This is a genomic window from candidate division KSB1 bacterium (assembly GCA_022566355.1).
Lineage (GTDB): Bacteria > Zhuqueibacterota > JdFR-76 > JdFR-76 > DREG01 > JADFJB01.
Genome location: JADFJB010000043.1, coordinates 1 through 22,600 on the forward strand (window position 1 = coordinate 1; position 22,600 = coordinate 22,600).

General features: G+C 37.3%; 18 protein-coding genes. All 18 read right to left on the reverse strand.

All coding sequences use genetic code 11. The features are described 5' to 3' along the window. Positions 1 to 1,842: SBBP repeat-containing protein (locus IIC38_09355; GenBank protein MCH8126155.1), on the reverse strand; the 1,842-nt coding region annotated here is incomplete at its 3' end. Positions 1,843 to 2,384: 542 nt separating this feature from the next. Next, positions 2,385 to 2,687, reverse strand: coding sequence for a hypothetical protein (locus IIC38_09360; protein MCH8126156.1), 303 nt, complete (start codon positions 2,685 to 2,687; stop codon positions 2,385 to 2,387). Positions 2,688 to 2,725: 38 nt separating this feature from the next. Next, positions 2,726 to 2,920 carry a hypothetical protein gene (locus tag IIC38_09365; GenBank protein MCH8126157.1) on the reverse strand — a complete coding sequence of 65 codons (195 nt, stop codon included), beginning with the start codon at positions 2,918 to 2,920 and terminating at the stop codon, positions 2,726 to 2,728. Positions 2,921 to 3,234: 314 nt separating this feature from the next. Beyond that, a complete protein-coding gene (locus IIC38_09370; GenBank protein MCH8126158.1) occupies positions 3,235 to 4,545 on the reverse strand; it encodes an Ig-like domain-containing protein in 1,311 nt (436 codons plus the stop codon). A gap of 417 nt (positions 4,546 to 4,962) precedes the next feature. Then, positions 4,963 to 6,033, reverse strand: a complete 1,071-nt coding sequence (locus tag IIC38_09375; GenBank protein MCH8126159.1) for a sigma-54-dependent Fis family transcriptional regulator — start codon at positions 6,031 to 6,033, stop codon at positions 4,963 to 4,965. A 187-nt stretch (positions 6,034 to 6,220) separates the two neighbouring features. Then, a complete protein-coding gene (locus tag IIC38_09380) occupies positions 6,221 to 6,988 on the reverse strand; it encodes an ATP-binding cassette domain-containing protein (GenBank protein MCH8126160.1) in 768 nt (255 codons plus the stop codon). Then, positions 6,985 to 7,638 (reverse strand): ATP-binding cassette domain-containing protein, encoded by a 654-nt coding sequence (locus tag IIC38_09385; protein ID MCH8126161.1) that lies wholly within the window; start codon positions 7,636 to 7,638, stop codon positions 6,985 to 6,987. The genes IIC38_09380 and IIC38_09385 overlap by 4 nt, the downstream gene beginning before the upstream one ends. 113 nt (positions 7,639 to 7,751) lie before the next feature. After that, positions 7,752 to 9,056, reverse strand: a complete 1,305-nt coding sequence (locus IIC38_09390) for a hypothetical protein (GenBank protein ID MCH8126162.1) — start codon at positions 9,054 to 9,056, stop codon at positions 7,752 to 7,754. Between the two features lie 411 nt (positions 9,057 to 9,467). Continuing rightward, a complete protein-coding gene (locus tag IIC38_09395) occupies positions 9,468 to 10,364 on the reverse strand; it encodes a glycosyltransferase family 9 protein (protein ID MCH8126163.1) in 897 nt (298 codons plus the stop codon). Between the two features lie 26 nt (positions 10,365 to 10,390). Then, a complete protein-coding gene (locus tag IIC38_09400) occupies positions 10,391 to 11,323 on the reverse strand; it encodes an SDR family oxidoreductase (protein ID MCH8126164.1) in 933 nt (310 codons plus the stop codon). Positions 11,324 to 11,515: 192 nt separating this feature from the next. Next, complete coding sequence (locus IIC38_09405) at positions 11,516 to 12,490, reverse strand: polyprenyl synthetase family protein (protein MCH8126165.1); 975 nt, start codon at positions 12,488 to 12,490, stop codon at positions 11,516 to 11,518. Between the two features lie 192 nt (positions 12,491 to 12,682). Continuing rightward, a complete protein-coding gene (locus tag IIC38_09410) occupies positions 12,683 to 13,048 on the reverse strand; it encodes a response regulator (protein ID MCH8126166.1) in 366 nt (121 codons plus the stop codon). A gap of 15 nt (positions 13,049 to 13,063) precedes the next feature. Further along, entirely contained in the window at positions 13,064 to 14,860 is a 1,797-nt protein-coding gene (locus IIC38_09415) for a PAS domain S-box protein (protein MCH8126167.1), read from the reverse strand. 64 nt (positions 14,861 to 14,924) lie between these two features. Next, positions 14,925 to 18,113, reverse strand: a complete 3,189-nt coding sequence (locus IIC38_09420) for a GAF domain-containing protein (GenBank protein ID MCH8126168.1) — start codon at positions 18,111 to 18,113, stop codon at positions 14,925 to 14,927. Between the two features lie 39 nt (positions 18,114 to 18,152). Then, the gene (locus IIC38_09425; GenBank protein ID MCH8126169.1) at positions 18,153 to 19,769 is read right to left on the reverse strand and encodes a hypothetical protein; all 1,617 of its coding nucleotides are present in this window, start codon (positions 19,767 to 19,769) and stop codon (positions 18,153 to 18,155) included. Between the two features lie 256 nt (positions 19,770 to 20,025). Further along, complete coding sequence (locus IIC38_09430) at positions 20,026 to 21,045, reverse strand: bifunctional oligoribonuclease/PAP phosphatase NrnA (GenBank protein MCH8126170.1); 1,020 nt, start codon at positions 21,043 to 21,045, stop codon at positions 20,026 to 20,028. 38 nt (positions 21,046 to 21,083) lie between these two features. After that, positions 21,084 to 21,713, reverse strand: coding sequence for an MBL fold metallo-hydrolase (locus IIC38_09435; protein MCH8126171.1), 630 nt, complete (start codon positions 21,711 to 21,713; stop codon positions 21,084 to 21,086). 26 nt (positions 21,714 to 21,739) lie between these two features. Next, on the reverse strand, positions 21,740 to 22,591 hold the full coding sequence (locus IIC38_09440) for a PHP domain-containing protein (GenBank protein ID MCH8126172.1): 852 nt from the start codon (positions 22,589 to 22,591) through the stop codon (positions 21,740 to 21,742). Positions 22,592 to 22,600: the final 9 nt, after the last annotated feature.

The window sequence follows — 22,600 nt, forward strand, 5'->3', positions numbered from 1 at the left end:
AGTTACAAAGGCATCACTACCTATTCCCTTAGTACCATCAATTGGATTTGTTAAAGGAAAGTCAGATGAGAAGGTTTCGCCAGTCACATATGCATTTCCTGAAGAGTCCACAGCTATGTCGTTTCCTACATCGATACCGCTGCCACCAAGGTATGTGGAGTAGACAAGGATCGTGCCTGTGGCGTTAATCTTTGCCACGATGGCGTCGAAGGAGCCTCCCAGGGTCCCATCAATGGGAGAGACGGTGGGGAAGTCGTCGGAGAAGGCCTGGCCAGAAATATACGCGTTTCCACTGGGGTCTATAGCAATGTCCCAGCCGCGATCGACGAATCCTCCACCCAGATAAGTAGAGTAAACGAGGCTACCCCCGGAGGCATCGATCTTGACGATGATGGCATTCTCTGTGCCATTCAGGGTCCCCTGGATGGGAGAGACTGTGGGGAAGTTGGTGGACCTGGTCGACCCGGTAAGATAGACGTTTCCATCACCGTCTACCACGATCCCGTGGCCCCGGTCGCTACCGGTTCCACCAAGGTAAGTGGAATAGACCAGCGCTGAGCCTGTGGGATCCAACTTCGTTACGAAGAGATCGCTGGTACCACCAAAATTCGGCTGTAAGGGATTCATTAGAGGAAAGCCTTCATTAACCGCGGTATTGGGATCATCGAATGATTGGGTCTCACCTACTACATAGGCATTGCCGGAAGCGTCTACTGCAATGCCATAGCCGACGTCGGCCTCACTGCCGCTGAGATAGGTAGAATAAACGAGAGCTGTGCCTGAGGGATTTATCTTAGTCACGAAAACATCAGAAGGATCGGAAAAACTTCCTCCCACGGTATCAAATGCACCGGCGGTCGTAGGAAAATCGTTGGATGAGGTCATACCTGTCACATAGGCATTCCCAGAGGCATCTACTGCAATGTCGTAGCCTTCATCAGTGCCGTTTCCACCTAGAAATGTAGAGTAGTTGATCACCGGGTCGATTATTAAAGGGCTACTGGTATCATACATACCTACTTGAAATCCCACTTGATATTTGCCATGCATTACATAATGTCCGGCAATTGCTTGTTTAGTACCATCGGGCTCTTGGTAGATGAAGGGTTTCTTTAGGTAGATAATGCCGCCGGCTGTGTACAGAGCGAGGTTACCTTGCGGATCTATCTCAAGATAGTCCGCACCCTTAAAACCAAGATTGATAACTTGGGGATCAGCTCCTGGGGCGACGATGAAGTCGTACTCCAGTTGCCTCTGGTTGCCATAGTAGATCAGATCCACTCCTGGATAGATATCCTCGTAATGCACTTTCGTGAAGTTTGGTACAGCGGTTCGCCACTTCTGTGGATCGTTGCCGATAAAGTAGTTGCTCTTGCCGGGCAGTTCTTCTAAGCCTGTCACGCGTGGCTCGGAGTTGGCACCAACGAGCTGCATGCGTAATACAGTGGATTTCGAGCTTGCGCCGTTTGATATGGAATCATCAAAGGGGGTATAGGTTTCGGATTCCGGATTTTCTGAAGTTATCTTCTCTGTTGGCAGTTTAAGTCCCGATTCCCGTTCTTCGATTTCAGGTTTCCGCAATGATAACACTGCCTCGTTAGAGGTTAGAAACAGAGTGTAGCCACCACCTCTAGAGAGGAACTTCACCTTATCATCAGCCTGTCCCTGGTTAGCTTCAAAGTGCATGGGTATTTTGCCGTAGGTCGCAATCACCCGTGTTTTGGCTGTTTGAGCCGGATTTGAATCAAAGACACTTCCATCACTGATCTCTTGGTCCGGATAAGAAACCCAGAGTACAAATCCAACAATAATCAAAACGCAAGTAACGATTCGTTTCTTCATTTTTATCACCACCTTGTTTATAGTCTGAGCTTCAGCGAAATCGATTAGTGGAGCGGGGAATCTCGGTTGCAGCTTCTGATGTTCGGTGCAGTTTAGCTCTCCACTACAGAATGCCAACTAAACTATAAGAAACTTGTTATTATGAAAAAGTCAAGTAAATAATTTATCTTAAAAATTTATCTTAAATGGGCTTGTGGATCGTAAAAAATCTTGCCTTTTATAAGATTTCCAGTTGATTTTAAACTAGAGAAGTAGCCGGCTTACCATATCGCATAGTACTAGTTTAGAAATCTAAAGTCAACGATTTTATTGCCGTTATTTGGATGTTTGGAAGAGATAGATAATCTTTCAGAATATAGACATAGTTAATTGTGGTCGGATAATAGTGGTTTATAAAAAATGAAAGTAAAATCGTGTGCATTCTTCTTTTAGAAAGTTTCGCTAATGTTCGTCATTATTTGTCCCTATTTGTCCACATTTTCCCTCACTCTAATAAAAAAGGCTCGCCATATGACGAACCTTGTATCTTACTTTTATTGAACTTACCTTAGTAACGGTGTAGGATTCGAACCTATCCGCCAGTAGGGAGAGAAGTGATCTACGTATATGGTAGGAGATTGCCACTTCGTCGTTCGAATTCGTCTCAAGGCTCCTCGCAATGACACTGTTATAGATGTTTGTTTTTTTTGCTTTGTGCCTCTGTGCCTTTGATCCTTTGTGCCTTTCTTTTTCATTCGTCCCTGCGGAACTTCTCCTTTTTTTTCATTCTGTTCCCAGGAATAAATTCCTGGGCTATTTTCGTTTCTCCTGTTCCCCGTTTTTGTTTTTTCCGTCTGCCGTTTCACGTCTTTATGCTCTGCCATGAAACCGAGAATGTTTACGGCTACTTGCACGAACTATTCGTCTTTCCGAACCACATGGCAACCAGTCCGGCTTGCTCACCGACTCTGTTGTGATGACCCACAATCTTGGCACCATTGCCAAATCTGAAATTGAACGCAACATCGGTGTTCTCCCGATGAAGTACATCGATTCTGCATTGCGTCACACATTGGCATTGTGATTCGGATTTTTCCAAACTCACCTGCATTTGTCCATATTCTTGCCGGTTCTGCAGAAATCAGTATTTCAGGGAAAGATTATCAAGTAATCGAGGGCGATTGATCCAACTTTCCGCAAATGAAACGCATGCTTTAAGTCAATTACCCGGTTCAAATGTTACTGACGATGATTTAGGAATAAATACAATTTTCTGGTATCCATTGATTTCATAAATACATCAGTACTATTTGGGGCGAAGTATTTTTCACAAAAAGACAAAACCCATCTGAATTATGCTAAAGAAGTGGAAGCCTCAAAAATTTTGAGAATTATTTTAAAAATGCTTCACCACTACCTAAGTAAAGTCATTTTAAGCGAAACCTGCTTCTCATGAGATTTAAAACTATACGTATAAATGCCAGAGCTAACCGGAATGCCACTTGCATTTTTCCCATCCCATACAAAAAAGAACTTGCCAGGGTTATTAACGGTGGTTTTCAGCCTGGTTACTTCCCTGCCTAAAATGTCATAAATAACCATCTCAACGATGCCGGCTTGTTTAGCTTCAAAGCCAATTTCCGTATACCCATTAAATGGATTTGGATAGTTTTGCCTAAGAACGAAATTATCAGGAATGATGGCTTCCGTAATGGTTTCCGGATCGGGAAGTTCCAGCATATTGCCATCCAAACTCTTCAAGATGACAACATACATGTTACTGTTATCATTACCGAAATTACCGCCTATTGTCACAGACCCAGCAACAAAATCTTTGCTGTAACAGCGAAATCTGGTATTATTTTGATCTTTAATGACCAAATGATCATCATTCCAATTTTGCAGCCAGGTTGGCAACTGTGCAATTCGCTCGTCATAACCAACAAACACCCTAACCGTTTCTTCAACTTTGAATGTTAGAAAATTGGGATCGGTACTGAACTTATCGTTATTGGCAGTCTTTATCCATGTTTGATCTTTCAAACCATCCGGCACTTCTGCTAATTTAAATGAACGATCGATATAGTATTCATCTCCTACGGAAAGCCGTGAAGGTCTATAAGCGGTTTTGTTAATCGATTTTACAATTACCGCCCCATTAAACCTATATTGGATTGTATAATTTTCCGGAATCGCATTTTGGGCTAAATCAGTCATATTCCTAAAAGATAAGTTATAGTTAATATTTTCCTGGTGAGTGTCTGTATCCAGCGTAACCAATAAACCGGAGTCGTCTACATACACATTACGGACATTTATCATCGGGAAAATAACATAATTATCGAGTCCGGATAAACCATTAACATCCATTTTCTCGCTGAAATAAATCTTTATTTGGTCTCTTGATGCAAGCTCCATTCTCTCTATGTATGGCGGGGCATTGTCAGAAAAACTGTAATCATATTTAAATGGCTGCGCCATTTCAAGTTGGCTGATATCTTTTACACCGGAGACCGTTAAAGTATAATCAAGGTTAGCATGGTGTTCCCCTGTTTGCAGTGTGACCTTTTGCTGGTTTTGATCAACAACGACATCTAAAACCTCCACGTATGGACTAATCGAGTAATTTCCTTTATCATCTACAGAATTGTAATCCATTTTTTCAGAATAAATCACTGATATGGTTTGTCTATTAACAGTTTTGACATCAACAACACTATTCATAAACCTTATAACTGTTATCCAAGAAAAGATTATTTCACCCTATTTTCATGCTTAACATTCTGCTTTTTAATATGTATGGACATAGATCCCGTCACGCGACGGGATGACATAATTGGAAGTTTTAAGCTTAAAAACATGATTCATGAATTATCCAGGTTAATTAACTCAGTAGGAATGAGCTATCCCCAGATTTGAGTTATCCTCGTATCGGATCTATGCTTAATTAATTATTGTAGAAATGAAGTTCCCTTATTTGAACATATCCGCCGGCTGACGGATACATAAAAAATGTAAGTACATATTTTTTTGTAAATTTTCTTTATCCTGTTTGAATACTATTGAAGAGTAAGTACGCATTATAAGATGAGCCATATCGTTCATTTATCTTTTCACCGGCAACTCTCAAAGTATTTCCAATCAATTATTGTTTTTACGCCATGACGGATGTGTTATTGAAAATTGAGAAACTTTATAGTTCAATACACGAGATGATATTCCTAATATGGCTGCTGCATTCTTTTGTACATAATTACAGGTTTCCAGGGCTTTGAGAATCACTTGTTTTTCTGCCTCTTCAAGTTTCAATGTTTTTAAAGTCAGGACTCCGTTTTCTCTATTTCTACGATCTTTTCCTCCTGCAGCGAAATATTCCTCACCCTTCATTGGCAATTCATAAGGCGTGATTTCACAATTATCTTCTGTAAGCAGTACCGCCCGTTCGACCAAATTTCGTAATTCCCTGATATTGCCATTCCAATTAAGGTTTTTCATCAATTTGACGGTTTCATTTGAAAATCCGGGTATGTTTTTCCTTAATTCACGAGAAAATTTTCTCAGGAAAAAATCCGCTATTAATGGTATATCTTCGAGTCTTTCTCGAAGCGGCGGTATATGAATATTGACCACATTAATCCTGTAGAATAAGTCGGCCCTAAATTTACCTTCTGCAATAGCCTGATCAATGTCATGGTTGGTTGCGCTTATAATCCTGACATCAACTTTAATGCTTTTATTGCCCCCTACCCTGGTGAATTCTTGATTCTGTAAGACACGCAATATTTTTGCTTGCGTCGATATCTCCATATCACCAATTTCATCAAGAAAAAGAGTCCCCTTATCCGCCATTTCAAATTTTCCAGGACGTGCCTGGTAAGCCCCGGTAAAAGCTCCCCTTTCGTGGCCAAACAACTCACTTTCCAGTAAGTTTTCAGGCAAGGCAGCACAGTTTACTTGAACATATGGAGAAGTAGACCTTGGACTAATAAACTGGATTAAATTAGCGATTAGTTCTTTACCTGTTCCAGTCTCCCCTTGAATAAGAACGCTGGCATTGCTCTTTGCAACCTTTTTAATAAGCGCAAAGATCTCTTTCATTTGTTGGCTTTTACCCACTAAAGGGTAATGATTATCAAAGCCTAATTTTTTCCAGTCTTTGCCATTTTGGTCTTTTTCCGCGTTATTTTTGGATTCTTTCAATATACTCTTCATAATTAAAACCCTTCTAACATACCCTCACTCACCACCTCACTTCCTAAATTGTTATCGGATTTTTTGAGCAAACATTAAGTTACAACATGAGATTGATTTGAAATGATACAATTCAGTCTAAACCCGACAAAAATAGCCCTTTTATTATCAGAATAATCAAGAAAGGCACGCCTCTATCCCCCTTGTTTTATTTATTTTTGAGTTGTAGAATGCGTGGAAGTTCGAGCTTGGATTTTAGCAATAAATTTGTATTAGAAAAAAAGTTTTCTTTGGTTCCATCAAAAACGATTTTTCCTTTATCCAAAGCAATAACACGATGAACCAATTTGTAAATGAAATCCATATCATGGGATGCAATAATTACAGTTCGATTTTGATCGTGAAATTTATTGACTAGCTTGCATATGATTTGAATTCCCGAATAATCCAGGGCAGAAGTTGGTTCATCAAGAATGATGATTTCCGGTTCCATAACCAGGATACTGGCAATCGCAACCCGTCTTTTTTGACCCTCGCTTAACTTAAATGGAGATTGCTTTTTTTCATCAACAGAATTCAATTCCAGTAAGTTAAGGACATTTTCAATTTTAGCGTGGATTTCGTCTTCTGCCATACTGCAATTCCGCAATCCAAAAGCAATTTCATCGAAAATGGTGTTTTCAAAAAATTGCATTTCCGGAAACTGGTTCACAAGTCCAATCTTTTGTGGCAAATTTTGAGTTGCCTTCACTTTGCTAGATAGAGTCTGGCCTTCAAGTAAAACTTGTCCATTAGCGGGCTTCAAAAGTCCTTTCATAACCTGAATTAGAGTTGTCTTTCCTGAACCACTTGCGCCTACGATTCCAATTAACTCACCCTGTATGACCGTTAAACTAATATTAGATATTGTATCAATAGAATTTTTCTGACCCAATCCCTGGTATTTGAAAAAGATATTTTTTAGTTCAAGTATCATTCAAAAACCGGATCAGCTAAATACTCTACCGGAGCCCCTATCCCTAATTCACACAGCTTTGTTGAATTTTTAAAAACACTGTCCGGGTTGTCATCAAATAGTATTTTCCCGTTTGACAAAATCAATAAACGATCTGTATAAAATGTTTCAGCCGGATATTGGGTAATTAAAATTGATGTGATCTGTTGAAATGGATACTTATTTTTCTTGAATATATAGTCCAAAACCATTCTCCTGGAAAATGGATCCAACAGTGAGGTTGGTTCATCTAAAATTAAGTAAGAAGGCGCCATTGCCAGTACCGAAGCCAGCGCCAACAATTGTTTTTCTCCGCCGGATAACTTGTTTGGTGAATGGTTTCTGAAATGCTCGAGGTTGAATACTTTGAGAAACTGATTCACATTTGCATGCATCTTATCAGGATCAACCTTGAGGTTTTCCAGGCCAAAAGCTATTTCCCGCTCAACCGTTGTACTAACAATTTGATTGTCCGGGTTTTGGAAAACTATGCCAACTTTTTTACGGATATTTTGGATTTCTTCCTGATTCGTGGTATTCAGACCATCCACAAGAACATCTCCCTGGTTGGGTATAAGTAGGCCATTTAAACATTGTGCCAAAGTACTTTTACCAGACCCATTGCTACCCATGATACTTACGGACTCCCCTTTCTGAATCGATAAAGATAATTCATTGAGAACGAATTGAGAACTATCTGAATATGAGAATGATAGGTTTTTGCAGCTTATCATAGAGGATTATTCTATTCGGTTGATTCCAGCATGGTTAAAATTTTTTGGCTGATTCTTTCTGTCGCTCCTTGATTCTCTTCGACAAGATTTCGTGCTCTCTTACCTGCTTCTTTACAACTATTTCGATTCGAAAAAAATCCACATAAATGAAAGTAAATATCATCGGAATTTCGAACCAAAAATCCGGCTTCTCGCTTTTGTAACTCCAGTGCATCCGGTGAATTCAAAATACGCGGACCAAAAAGTACGGGAATTCCATGCGCTGCCGGCTCCATAACATTGTGTACACCAGGGCCGAAACTACCCCCAACAAATGCCACATCTCCATAAAAATACAAATTGGCAAGAAGACCCATTTTATCTACGATCAATATTTGATGGTTCGATAATTCCTGATCCCTTTTTTCATATGAAAATAAAATCGGTCTAATCCCAGCCGATGAAAATTGACTGGCTAACTCATTCAAATGATTTTCTTTTAGTTCGTGGGGGACCAAGATCACAAACAAATCGGTAAATTTTTTGAACATTTGAATCAGGGCCGGGATAAGGTGCTTCTCATCAGAAGCCCACGTACTTCCAGCGACAAAAACCATTCGACCTTGCAATGCTTGTTCGGATATTAATTCTGATTTTATTGATTCGTTAGCCCGGTTTAGTACCTGATCATACCTTGTGTCACCAAGAATTTGAATACCTGACTTAACTGGTAAAATTCGATTGAACCCATCAGCATCGAATTGACTTGCGGGAGCAATAAAATTTATACTAGAAAAAGAAGCTTTAAAGAAATTTCGAACGAGAGGCATCGTCATCTTTGAATCACCCGGCATAGTGCCGTTTACTAACATTGATGGAATTTTTCTACTCGATAATGCCCACACCAGGTTTGGCCAGACATCATGTTTTGAAATTACTAATAATTTTGGCTTTAACATATTTAAAAATTTCCGAATCGATGGGATTGTATCAAAGGGCAGGTAGATTTTTAAGTTATAATCCGATTTTGAATTTACGTTTTCAAATCCAGAAGGTGAAAAAAAGCTAACAACAATTGAATAATCCGATTTTTTTTCTCTGATCGTTCTTAATACAGGTCTAATTTGTTCAAACTCACCCATTGAGGCACAATGAAATAAAATACACTTCTTTTTATTTTGTTGATCCGAGATATAAGAACTTAGTATTGGCAATGAATTTTTACGTCCGTGTAAGCCTTGCTTAACTTTGGGGCTGAATAAAGCTGCAACATATGCGCCAATGTAAATGATTGGAATTACAAAAATATTGTAGATTATGAACCAGAATATCTTCATTAGTAGTTAATTAAATTTAACCTGGATAATTCATAGCCACCAAGACTCAAAGACACAAAAGCTTTAAAAAATAAAGGTTAAGTAAGATTGATTTTTTATATTGACCGAAAATTGGTTCATAGTAATCTTCTTTATAACTTTAATAGTTTTAGTGACTTAGAGTCTTTTTGGCAAAAATTCATGAATAGTGCAGGTTAATTAATTAATTTAATTTAACTTAAAATAAAAAATAAAATTAAGTTGGTTAAGGATTGGAAACAAATGCTTTTATACTATTTAGCTTAGTCTAATAATTTGTTTGACAGCATCAAAAACCCGGCTAGGGTCAATCTCTTTCATGCAGCGAAAGTGTCCTTTTGGACAGCGGTTTGAGCCATGGTATGAACAGGGTCGGCAGTTTAGATCCGGGTGTTAAATGATCTTATATTCGCCCCAGGATGGAAAAAATCCGAATTCCTTTACAGTCGGGCCAAAAATGGCAATTACTCTACATTTCATAGCAACCGCAATATGTAAAACTCCCGTATCGTTCGAAATTACCAAATCACAGCTTTGTAACACTGCAGCGATCTCTAAAAGTGTGGTTTCACCGCATAAATTAATCACATTCTTATGAATGTATTTTTTGATGTTTTCACAAACTTCGATATCGGTTTTTCCCCCGACTAAAATGATTTTGGCTTTTTTAGAACTTTGCAATTTTTCAATTAATTGAACAAAATAGTCTTGTGGCCACATTTTAGTGTTCCTCCCAGCGCCAGGAGCTATCGCAATCCGCAATTCCTCACCATCAAAAGGGACTTTCAATTTAATTTTCTCTTTGATTGAATCCGGTACATAAATCTCAGATGCTAGCGATTGCCAATTCATCCGGAGTTTATGAAAAGCAATAAAGTATCTTTCAGGTATTGTTTCAGGTATTTTATGATAAAGGTTAAATTTGAAATATGTCAGGAAAAATCTTTGAACTGCAAATTTCTTATATCTATAAACCTTATTAGCCCTGGCCAAAAATGAAATCATATAACTTCGCCAATGCTTTTGAAAATCGAAAAGAATAGAGTAATTCCTTCTGCGAACATCAAGAGCGATCTTGAAGACCTCTGCTAAACTCGGAGATTTGGGAAGTAAAATGATATTTTTGATAAATGGGTTATGCTGAACCAGGTCCTGAAAATCCGATCTCGTTAAAAAGTCAATTTCAACTTCCGGATTTTGATCATGAAACAAATGTATTAACGGCGACAACAATACAATATCGCCGATGGCGCTTAATCGGACAAATAAAACCCGATGTACGGATCCCATAAAGATGAAGTTTTAGTTATGATTGGTTATTTTATCTGAGAACGAAACCATGAAATTGTTCGTTTAATGCCCTCTTCAACGGATACTTGTGGTTCCCATCCCAATTTTTCTTTTGCCAGAGAAATATTAGGTTGACGAACTTTAGGATCGTCAACTGGTAAAGCTTTATTGACAATATTTGAATTGCTATCGGTCATTTTTATAATTAATTCAGCCATTTCACGAACCGTCATTTCATGTGGATATCCGATGTTCACAGGTTCATTATAATCTGAAAAAAGAAGCCGGCAAATACCTTCCACGAGATCATCCACATAACAAAAACTTCTTGTTTGTGATCCATCGCCAAATACGGTAATAGGTTCGTTTGCCAAGGCCTGTGGAATAAACGCAGGAATAGCTCGTCCATCACTTTTGCGCATTCTGGAGCCATATGTATTAAAAATTCTGACAATCTTTGTATCCAAACCATGATTCCGGTGATACGCCATGGTTATGGCTTCTGCAAAGCGTTTTGCTTCATCATAAACTCCCCTGGGACCTATCGGGTTTACATTTCCCCAATAATCTTCCTTTTGCGGATGGACAAGCGGATCACCATATACTTCAGAAGTCGATGCAAGAAGTATTGTTGCCTGTTTTTCTTTCGCCAAACCCAATACCTTATGAGTGCCTAATGCACCAACTTTAAGGGTTTGAATTGGAAGTTGCAGATAGTCTAATGGGCTTGCAGGAGATGCAAAGTGTAAAATGTAGTCAATTGGCCCTGCCAAAAATATATACTCTGTAACATCGTGTTTAATAAATTTGAACGATTCTCCTTGGAGATGTGCAATGTTTGTGGAATCTCCTGTTGATAAATTGTCCATACAAATTACTTCGTGTCCTTTATTCAGAATATATTCACAGAGGTGGGATCCTAAAAATCCGGCGCCGCCTGTAATCAATGTTTTTGGCATTAAATCTGAACTCCAATTATTTATAATTTTATTTTAAAGGTCATATTATAAATCATCGTCAAATATTTGTATTTCTTCACAAAGTTTGGGGTTAAATTAGCCCTTGTATTTAAGAAAACTTATTTTGGAATTTACTTATTGAAATATGTTAGAATGTGCGGTTCAAATTAATAAAGGGGAGAAAAGCAACATCTAACTACTTCGAACTGCAACAAACTCCACTATATCTTCGAGGGATCTTTTGTAATCACTTTCCGGAAAAGGGGCAATTATAGATAAAGCTTTCTCAATGAATTCGTTAGCACGCTCACGTGCATAATCAACACCACCTGAATTAATAACCAGGTTTTTTATTTCATCCACATCTTTTTCTGTTTTATTCTTATCTATAAAATTTTGCAGTTTAGAGGAATTAATTTTACCATTTTTATTAATGGTATAAATTAATGGGAGGGTAATTTTATTTTGCTTTAGGTCATTCCCGCCGGGTTTTCCGGTTATATCTTCATCTCCGATATAATCCAGTAAATCATCCTGAATTTGGAAAGCACATCCCAGGTAATTTCCAAAATCCCAGAATCGATCCGAGTCTATACCATTATAGTTTGATCCGACAATAGCACCTATTTGGCAAGATGCAGATATTAGTGAAGCCGTCTTATCGGAAATCATTTGGAAATAGCTTTGTTCATCAGTTTGCAAATTTTGACTTTGCTGTACTTGCAATAGCTCACCTTCACTCATTCGAGTAGTAACTTTTGCCAGGACTTTATTAATCTCGGGAGCTTCAAGATTCATCATTTTATTGAGTGCTTGTGCAAAAAGAAAATCACCAACCAGTACAGCAATCTTATTATTCCAAACCGAATGAACACTGGCTCCGCTTCGTCTTAAATTGGATTGATCGACCACATCATCATGGATCAGGGTTGCTGTATGGATTAATTCAATAATCTGGGCAGCTTCAAAACCATTGTCATCTAAGTTACCCATTAACCTGGCGATAAGAAATACTAATCCGGGCCTAAGGCGCTTCCCCTTATGCGCTGCAATGTATAGAATCACTTCATTCAGCAATTCAACTTTGGTTTCTAAAGATTGGAGAAATTTTTCCTCAAAGTGCTGAAGATCATGTTTAACCGGCAGTATAATTCTAGATAATTCCACTAACTCTCCATTTATAGATAGGCTAAGATTGCATAATGTAATGATTATTCAATCGCATGTCAAATAAAAAGAGGCAATTCATTTGAGAGCAATACAATTCTCAAACTTGTGATTTAACAAATAATTCTCTTAAAATTTGAACCCAAAATATGATCAAGGGTGAATAAAATTGTTCAAGAAATCAAACCAATCTTAAATAAGCATATTAATGGTTTTAATTAAATTATCGAAGTCAATCGGTTTGACTATATAGTTTTCAACCCCTAGTTTTGTCAAATCTTGTAAGACCTGGATTCCTGCGCCGGACATTACAATTAACCTGGATATAGGTATGAGTTCTTTAAGTGATTCGATCAGCTTAAACCCATCTATACCAGGCATGATTAAATCCGTAAGAATGACTGAAAACTGCTTTTTTTGTGCGAGTTGTAATGCGGAATTACCACTATTACAAGCAGTAACTTTATAACCCCGACGTTCAAAAAGTTCCTGGAGAAGAGAAAGGATTTCAGGTTCGTCCTCAACTACAAGAATCTCAATGGGTTTGGTTTTTTTCAACTAATGCTTCTTTCATTAGCACGATTTTCCGTTTGTCGGCAACTTAACTGTAAAGACAGTTCCCTTTCCTTCAGTGCTTGTTACTGATATTTCCCCGCCTTCACGCTTAATGATGGAGTGGGAAACATACATTCCCAGGCCGGTTCCTTCACCCAAAGCTTTCGTTGTAAAAAATGGCGTGAATATATTTTTTATATGGTCTTTTGGAATGCCGTAACCTGTATCTCCAATTTTTATTTTTACCCAATTATCCACTAAATCCGTATTAATTTGTAATACTCCCCCATCCGGCATTGCATGAATCGCATTGATTATGATATTTAGAAAAACTTGCTTTAACGAATCTAATCCCAGGTAGACATTTTGAACACTGCCATAGTGTTTTATCACTTCAATATTCTGTGAATGTAAATCTTTCTCAATAAGGGAAAGGGTTTTGTCGATTGTTTTGTTGATATCAATTCTTTCTTGATCTTTAGGAGAATGCCTGGAAAACTCCAGAAGATTATTAATGATATTCGATGCACGTTTAACGTTTCGTTTTATGATCTCCAATTTAGAATTAATATCGTCATTACCGTTTTCCAAAACATCAGAAATACAATATCGTGCTGTTTCGATTATATTGAGCGGATTTCTTAATTCATGAGCTACACCAGATGCCAATAGCCCTATAGTAGCTAATTTTTCAGATTGAATAAGCGAGCGCTCAATATTTTTCTGGTCAGTGACATCATGGCTATATTCAATGATGTTTTCAAGCTGGCCTTCCAAATCAAACATTGGGTATGTCCATACGTGGAATACCTTCTCATTCCTGGAAATTTCCGAAAATTCTGAACTTTTACTTATAAATGTTCTATTTATTACTTCTTCATCAACTGGCAAACTGAGTGAAACAAGCTTATCACATTCCATCCCTAGCACCTTCTCAGGCGTTGTATTTAACAAACTCGCAACTTTTTCATTTGCCATCACTACTGTTTTTTCAAGGTCAAAAACTAAAATGTTATCCGTAATTCCATCAAACATAGCTTGGAGCTTTTTTTTGCTTTCTTTTATCAAACGGTGGAGATACAAAATTTCTGTAAGATCTTTGGCAATACCAATAATTTTTTGATTACTGTCTTTTTCTTGAAGGATTGAAAAAGAAAGTACAAAATTTAAGATTTTTCCCTTTTTGTCTTTGAATTCAAATTCATAGTTCCCTTCACTAGGCTGTCTTAGGATCTGGGATACCGATGCATGATCGTGCCGGTCTGACAGTAAGATGAAAAATGGTTTCTGTAAAACTTCCTTTTCCTTATATCCTAATTTGGAAATCTGAGGATTTACAAATTGAATATTAAATTCGCTATCCAGGGAAAAAATGAAATCATCAGCTTTCTCAACAATACTACCCAGGAATTCTTCTTTTGCGCGAAGTTGCTGCTGTAACCGCTCTCTAACGATAACCGCTTCGATCACTTTCGGGAGTGATGAGAGATAATTCCCTTCCTTTATCACATAATCCGCCGCACCGTTTTTCATGGCTTCAACAGCTACTTTTTCATCCCCTTGAGCAGTAATAATAATCACAGGGTATCTTATATTGAGTTTGCGTAATTTGATTAAAACATCCAAGCCGGAGTAATCCGGTAATTTATAATCCAAAATTACAGCATCATAATAATTTTCTTTACATTGTTTAATACACTCTTTGCCCACATAAGAAAATGTTGTTGAAAATTTATTCGATTTTTTCGAAAAAGTAATTCGCATTAATTCTACTTGATCCGGATTATCCTCAACAATAAGTATTTTATAAGCCATTACCACCCATAATTCCTTTCAAAATAAAACTACCACTTCACATCTTAGTCAATAAAACTTAAATTCAGGAACCGCTTTTAGGGATTGAAAAATAGAAACACGTTCCTCTGCCTTTTCGGGATTCAAGCCAAACACGACCATTGTGTTTTTCGATAATTTTCTTAACGATGGTCAAACCCACGCCGGTTCCTTCTACCCCTTCAATTTCTTTTAAGGACTGAAACAGTTCGAATATCTTGTCATGAAATTTTTTTTCTATCCCAATTCCATTATCTCTTACGAAAAATAAAAAGAAATCATCATCTATTTTATGTCCGATTTCAATCTTTGGATTCGGATTATCTCCAATGTATTTAATCGCATTATCAATTAAATTTGTAAAAACTTGTTGAATGCGATCCCAGTCACAATTCATCTCAGGAAAATCATTCGGATATTGGATCTTTATTTCTTTTTTTTGAATTTGAAACTGTAGATTGGAAATTGTTGTTTTTACAATTTCATTAATATCAATCATTTCAAAGGGAGTTGCGATACGACCTATTTTTGAAAGCTCCAATAAATCCTGGATGAGGTTTTCCATTTGCTTAATATTTGCATTGATCCTGTCTAGATAATGGATCCCCTCAGGATCGAGCTTATCGCTAAATTCACTTTTAAGAATAGTTGAAAATCCCAATATTGAAACGATAGGCGATTTAAGATCATGCGAAACCGAAAAAACAAAATTTTCAAGCTCCTCATTCACCTGCGATAACTTCTCCGAATTTATTTTAGTCTCTTCAAACAAACGGGCATTTTCAATTGCACTCGCTAATTGACTTGCTAAAGCCTCAAAGGCATAAAGATCCCGCTTGTCGAAGCCTTTTTTTCTATCCGAATAGAGACATAAGCATCCGTTCACCCGCTCAACAATTTTCAGAGGAATGCACAACAAGGATCCTGCAGCAGGAAATCCGTTTTCTAATTCTCCTTCACTGGTAAAATCTTTGATCATTGTGGTTTCTGCCGTGCGAATGGTAAGAGCAATTGGATTCCGTTGATGTTGATCTACAAATTCAATTTTAGGAATTTTTGAACTTACACCTGACTGGGATTGTAATGTGGCAGATTTCGTCTCTCGATCGACGAGGTAGACTGACACTGAATTATAATTAAAAATATCTTGAATCGATGCAGTCACGGTTTTCAACAATTTGTCGGGATCAAGTGTGGAAGAAATCTTCTTTCCAACTTCATTAACCATGGCAAGCTGGGCTGCCCGTCGTCTTTCGCTTTCATATAACCTGGCGTTTTCTATAGCAATTGCAGCTTGATTTGCAATGGTATCCAAAAGTTTAATTTCTCGGTCATCAAAGCGATGGATTTCATCTTTGTAAACCCCAAGCACTGCGATGGTTTTGCCACGTGAAATTACCGGCACTCCAAGATAAGATCGGAGATTGCTTGCTGGCAAGGAATTTGATAAAATGCTATTTTTTGAATTATCTCCATGCAAATCTTCAATAACTAGGGGTCGTTGTTCTTTAATAATTTTCTCTACTTTAGGCCATAAAGAAAATTCCATAGTAGAAGATGTATCATTTACATCTGAGGAAAAACGGCTGGGAGTATTCACTTCACCAACAAACCAGATAGTACATATTTTAGCGTACATTACCGTAGCCGCGGCTTTAACGATTAAATCTAAAACCTCCCTAATATTCAAGCTCGAAGATATGGTCTTGCTTACGTCTTCAAGAGCTGAAAGCTCTTTTAGTCTTAACTTTGCTTCTTGATACAATTTGGCATTTTCAAGTGCGGTTGCAACTTGTCCGGCGATTTGTTTAAATAGTGTTTGTTGTGTATTGTTATAAGCATTAAGCTCAACTTTACCGATACTAAATGTCCCCAGGTACTTATCTTTAGAAAGCAAAAGAACATTTATTTTTGATTGTAATTGATTCTCGATCTCTAATTTCGTTTCGTATACTGAATCCTGAATATTCTCTGAATTTTGTATGTTTTTCTTACAATCGGGTGATAAATTCAACCATCCAACCGATGATCCCCTTAACCTATGCCAATATCCTTTTTGTAATCTCCTTCCAATTTGCTCGGAAACAAGACAGAAGATATTCAAATTATCACTATCTTCATCAAATAACGAAATTGACATATAGTCGAAATTAATAATTTTCTTTACTTCAAAGGTAACGGTTTCGATAACTTCCTTAAGTTCTAAGCTTGAATTGATTGAATTTGTAATTTCGTTAATTGCTGATATTTGATCAGCTTTTTCCTGGTAATCTTTGTAGAGGCGGGCATTTTCAATAGAAATAGAAAGATATGTAATGGCAGTCCTCAGGAAATCGATCTCATCTTCGGTAAATTTTTTCGGCTTGTCATAATAAACATTAAAAACGCCAACCGAAATATCTCTCGGAATCATGGCTAAAGAAAGTAATGCTCTATAGCCGATCCTTTCCGCAATGGGCCGCCATTGACTAAAGCTATCTTCAGTTAGAATGTTCTCAACTTTTAAAGTTTTATTCTGTTCATTTACTAAATCGTAAGGACCTTCTTCAATTCCGATACGCCAGGGTTGATCAATAAGTTGAATTTTATCTGGTGGAGTTTTATGAGCCTTATACATCTTCAATCCACCAACCTCATCTTTGAGAAAAATTGAAACAAAACTTGCATTACAAACAGAAGCTATTTTCAGCATCGTTAAATCGATAATTTCATCAAGATTCAATGCGGATGCTATGGTCTGGCCAACCTCCATTAAAGCCAATAGTTCTTCATTTCTTTTGGTGTTATCACTTTGGACTTGATCTTTCAAGTCATGATAATAGGCGATGCAATATTGTTTGTAAAAATTTTCTTCTTCTTGAACCAACCTACAAAGCCGAATGTCGACCATGACTTTCCAGCCATTTTTTTGAATAAGCGCAAACTCATTAATCTCGGTTTGATGCTCAAATTCCAATCTTTGTATTTCCAGGAACAACAATGGTAATTCATCCGGTTGATGTAAATCATCGATACTTAGTTTTTCGAGCTCCGATTTTGTATATCCGGTTAGATTTGCAGCTGTTTGGTTGGCTCTAATTATATCCCGGGAATTAGCATCGATAACAAATATGCCTTCTTCTATATTTTCCAAAAAATGGAAAAACCGGTTGAGATAGTCCTTTACAGAGAAATTCTTTTGTTTTTCCGAAAGCACCCCTAATGTTTCCCGTTCTAAGTCAATTTTTTGCTTCACTATTTCGTTTGTTTAATTTATTTCTATCTATCGATAGAATTAGTTGTTATTTACCTTCGGTAAAGTGAAATGGAAAATTGTGCCTTGCCCTGGTTTTGATTCCACATAGATTTGACCACCATGGTCTTCAATAATTTTTTTTGTAACAGCCAGGCCAATACCGGTTCCTTCCACATGTTCCATTTGTTTTGTCCGGTAAAAAGCATTGAATATTTCCTCCTGGTCAGATACCGGAATACCGACGCCATTATCCTTAACAAAAAATTCAAATTCACCCGAACGGCGTTTTACACCAATTTCGATCACTGCTTGCTTACCATTGCCATGGAATTTGATTGCGTTGCTAATTAAATTGGTAAAGACCAATTTAAGATTTTTTGAATGGCAGACAATCTTTGGGAAACGATCCGGCAAAATTAGTTTTATCTTCTTATTCTCAATCTGGTATCGAAATTCTTCTACAGCTTCTTTCACAATTTTGCCAATAGACTCATTACTTGTCTCAGTATCTACTTTACCAACCCGTGATAATTCCAACAAATCCTGGATCATCTTTTCCATTAACTCAATGTTGGCGACCAATCGGTCAAAGTAATGCTTATTCGTATTCGAAAAATTTTTATAGACTTCTTGTTTCAACAACGAAGCATATCCCAGGACAGAGACAATTGGGGATTTAAGATCATGTGAGACAGAATATACAAATTCTTCCAGTTCTTTTTTCTTCTGGATTAATCTTTTTTCAGCCAGGAAAAGTGAGGTTTTATCCCTGAAAATCCATAGTAAGATTTCTCTTTTTTTACTTCCATGAAGAGGTAAACTTGAGATAGATAATTCCAGCTGCAGAATTCTTTTCGGTGAAAGTTGGATAGGTATTTCATAATTAATTAACAATCCCTTATTCCTTACTTTCTGAATCGCAAGTTCCAACATAGATTCTTTTGAACGGTCCAACTGGAAAATATCACTACCAATTAAAGAATAAATCTTACGTCTAAATAATTGGATAGCTTGTTTGCTGGCATACAATATTTTCCCCAATTTATCTGTGACAAAAATTGAATCTGTAGTAAATTCAACGACACTTTGAATCAGTCTTTTTAGCTCTTTTATATCTTCATCAAGAACTGAATTGTATAACATATAAGCAAAGAAATCACCTAAGCTCAATAATTTATTTTGCCTAACAGTCCCTATGCTGTTGGTACGATTATAAAACACACTAAGGATGCCAATCACCGGTCTGTCTCTGTTCATCAAAGGAATAATTGCACAGCTCTTGAAGCCTTCGTCCAACCAGAGTTTTTTTCGGCTTTTAGGTATATTGGGATCCTTTTCGATGTCTTGAAATATCCACGGTTCTCTTTTAGGCAACCAGGATCGAATTCTCCGGTCGATGGGTAAGTTTTCTCTTCGTAATGATAAATTCTTATATCCTAAAGCCACACCTGAAGTAAGCTTGTCTTCCTCGACCATTCTAACGCTACATGCCCGCGCTTGCATTGATTTTTTAACAATTTCCAATAGATCCGACATAAAAAGGTCCCGATTGAAAAAGATATCTGTCTGCTGTAGGAAAACATTAAAAAGCGGGCCTTGCTCTTCTAATGTGGACAATTCCGAATATTGATTACTTGATTGGGTAGGTTTTTTCATTAATAATCTAAAATCTATCTTTCCAGTAATTTAACCTAAAATTAATCCATTACCCAACTAAAATCAAGAGAATTATCTATATTAAAGCAATTTAATATTTCATAACTCTTTAATATTCAAATAGATACAATTTTAAGTTTTTGTAACATTTCGGTTGTGTTCGTAGTAACTCATAAAGAGTCCAAATCCTCGTCTATTTACTTGGTTATATTGATGTTACAACAGGAAGAAAAAAGAGTTGTTAAACGGGCAATCTTCAGCTATTGATGTGATGGTAGTTACAGATTATTTCTTTGAATTCTTCAATCACGTTATTCAACGGCCGCCTGACTAACGCTCCGGAAGCATAAGGATGCCCACCACCCCCGAAGGATTGGGCTAATTCATTAATTGAAATCGAACCATTTGAACGAAAACTAATTTTGGTTAAAGACTCCTCAATCTCTAAAAAGAGAATGCTGACTTCAACATTTGCAATCCGCCTGGAAAAATCTGATAATCCATCCGTTTCGGATGGAGCAAGGTCATATTTTTTCAACATCGCCCTGGTAATTGAGCACCAGGCAACTTTGGAATCACATTCAAACTGTATATTTGAAAGAATATCAGCTAGTAATTTAATTTTGCCTAAGGGTTCTTGCTCATAAACTTCCCGGTAAATCTTATAAGTATCTATATTTTGCTCAATGAGAATACCAGCCATTTTATGGCTATTCACCGTAGTATTTGAAAAGCGAAAACCTCCGGTATCTGTGAGGATAGCCGTATACAATGCTGAAGATATTTCCTTTGAAAACTCGACTCCCAAAGCATCTAATAAAAGAAAAACTATTTCTCCTGTTGATGAAGCGTTGGGATAATTGATATTTATAGCGCCAAATTTCTCCTTAGATGGATGATGGTCAATACAAATAATTGGAATTTCATGTTTTCTTAAATCAGCACCAAGCTTTCTCAACCGATCCCATTCGCTTACATCAAATACAAAGCAGCACTGGGCCCGAGTTATAATTGATTCATGTTCAATTGAACTGTAGTCTGTTATAATATTATCATGGTTCAAAAAATCATACTGCCTTGGAACAGGATTGTGATTAAATATATTAACCTGCTTACCTCTTTCTTTGAGTGCATAATATAATCCCAACTCACTACCCAAGCCATCTCCGTCCGGGTGAACATGTGTCGTCAAAATAAATTTGTCATTATTTTCAATGAGATGTTTAACCGCTTCGATTTCATCCGATTTTAAATAATTATCGAGTTCTAAATGCATTCTGTAATAATTCCGATTATGAAAATAAATAAAACCTGCTATTGCAGGAAAGGGTTAAATTGCCTTTCTAGGCCAATTGTGGTTGAATCGCCATGGCCTGGATAAACTTTCATATCATCATCAAGAGGAAACAATTTGGTTTTAATCGAGTTGATTAATTGCTGATAATCGCCGCCAGGCAAATCAGTTCGTCCAATCGATGACTGAAAAAGGGTGTCCCCTACAAATATTGTTTTTCCAATTTGAAAACAACTTCCGCCGGGTGAATGGCCAGGTGTATGTAATACTATTATTTCCAATCCAATTAATTTTAAAACATCGCCATCGTTAAACCAATCGGTTACTACCGGAACTTCTATTGGTGGTAAACCAAACATCATAGCTTGTGATGGAGCATTCTGCAATAGCAATTCTTCAGCACAATGAGCGTAAACAGGCAGATCATATTCGTTAGATATATTAGAAACAGCCATAATATGATCCAAGTGGCCATGAGTTAGCAATATTTGTTTTGGATTAACGTTTTTTTCCTGGATTGTGCGCTTAATAAGTTCAGGCTCGTCCCCTGGATCGATGACAATTCCCTGCTCAGTTGTAGGATTTTTTACCAGATAACAATTAGATGCAAAAGGGCTTACTTCTAATTGGGTAATTTCCAGAATTTCCATTTGAGAATTTATAAATTTCAATAAAGTCAAGAGCTAATCAATCTACATTTCATATCTTCAACAAATCGATAAGGTACGCTCTTTTTACCAAGACAGCATTCACCATTTTTTATTGTATGAAAATCAGAGCCACCGCTGACCAACAGATCATAATTGATGGCTAAATTATACAATTTACTCACATCAGCCTCTGAAAACCTCGGGTGATGAATTTCCAGGCCATCCAGGCCATCTTCTATATATTTTTCAAGCTGGTTCTCGTTTAGATTTGGTTGAGGATGTGCTAGAAAAGATATGCCACCGGCAGTATGGATGAGTTCCATAGCCTCTTTTGACGAAATTGGATAATTCTGAACAAATGCCGGTTTATCGTATCCCAGAAACCTCGCAAAAGCTTCTTCAAAAGACAGTACATAACCCTCTTCGAGTAAGATTTCGGCAATATGGGGTCTTCCGATTGCACCAGGGCCTGCTTTTTCCAGGACAACATCGAGCGAAATATCGATTCCAAGATTGCTTAGCTTTATTATGATTTTCTGAGCACGCTCGAAGCGATCCGTCTGTAATAGTTTGATATAGTTTTGTAAATCCTTGTTATTGATATCAATGAAATAGCCCAGCATATGAAAACAATTCTCATCTTCTACACAACTCAATTCAATTCCGGCAATAACTTCAAGATCATATGATTTTGCGATTTTCTGCGCTTCCGAGATCCCGGCTATTGCATCATGATCGGTGATACTTATGGCTTGCAACCCTGCAGCAACCGCTTTTTCAACGATTTCAGCGGGGGTAAAATCTCCGTCTGAATTATTTGTGTGAATGTGAAGATCGGCCAGACCGTCTTCATCACTCACTCTCGAAGAGTTATGCATAATTTTTAA

Coding starts and splice junctions, on each gene's coding strand:
- IIC38_09370 (MCH8126158.1), bottom strand. CDS start 4,545: ATGAATAGTGTTGTTGATGTCAAAACTGTTAATAGACAAACCATATCA.
- IIC38_09375 (MCH8126159.1), bottom strand. CDS start 6,033: ATGAAGAGTATATTGAAAGAATCCAAAAATAACGCGGAAAAAGACCAA.
- IIC38_09380 (MCH8126160.1), bottom strand. CDS start 6,988: ATGATACTTGAACTAAAAAATATCTTTTTCAAATACCAGGGATTGGGT.
- IIC38_09385 (MCH8126161.1), bottom strand. CDS start 7,638: ATGGGTAGCAATGGGTCTGGTAAAAGTACTTTGGCACAATGTTTAAAT.
- IIC38_09390 (MCH8126162.1), bottom strand. CDS start 9,056: ATGAAGATATTCTGGTTCATAATCTACAATATTTTTGTAATTCCAATC.
- IIC38_09395 (MCH8126163.1), bottom strand. CDS start 10,364: ATGGGATCCGTACATCGGGTTTTATTTGTCCGATTAAGCGCCATCGGC.
- IIC38_09400 (MCH8126164.1), bottom strand. CDS start 11,323: ATGCCAAAAACATTGATTACAGGCGGCGCCGGATTTTTAGGATCCCAC.
- IIC38_09415 (MCH8126167.1), bottom strand. CDS start 14,860: ATGGCTTATAAAATACTTATTGTTGAGGATAATCCGGATCAAGTAGAA.
- IIC38_09425 (MCH8126169.1), bottom strand. CDS start 19,769: ATGAAAAAACCTACCCAATCAAGTAATCAATATTCGGAATTGTCCACA.
- IIC38_09430 (MCH8126170.1), bottom strand. CDS start 21,045: ATGCATTTAGAACTCGATAATTATTTAAAATCGGATGAAATCGAAGCG.
- IIC38_09435 (MCH8126171.1), bottom strand. CDS start 21,713: ATGGAAATTCTGGAAATTACCCAATTAGAAGTAAGCCCTTTTGCATCT.
- IIC38_09440 (MCH8126172.1), bottom strand. CDS start 22,591: ATGCATAACTCTTCGAGAGTGAGTGATGAAGACGGTCTGGCCGATCTT.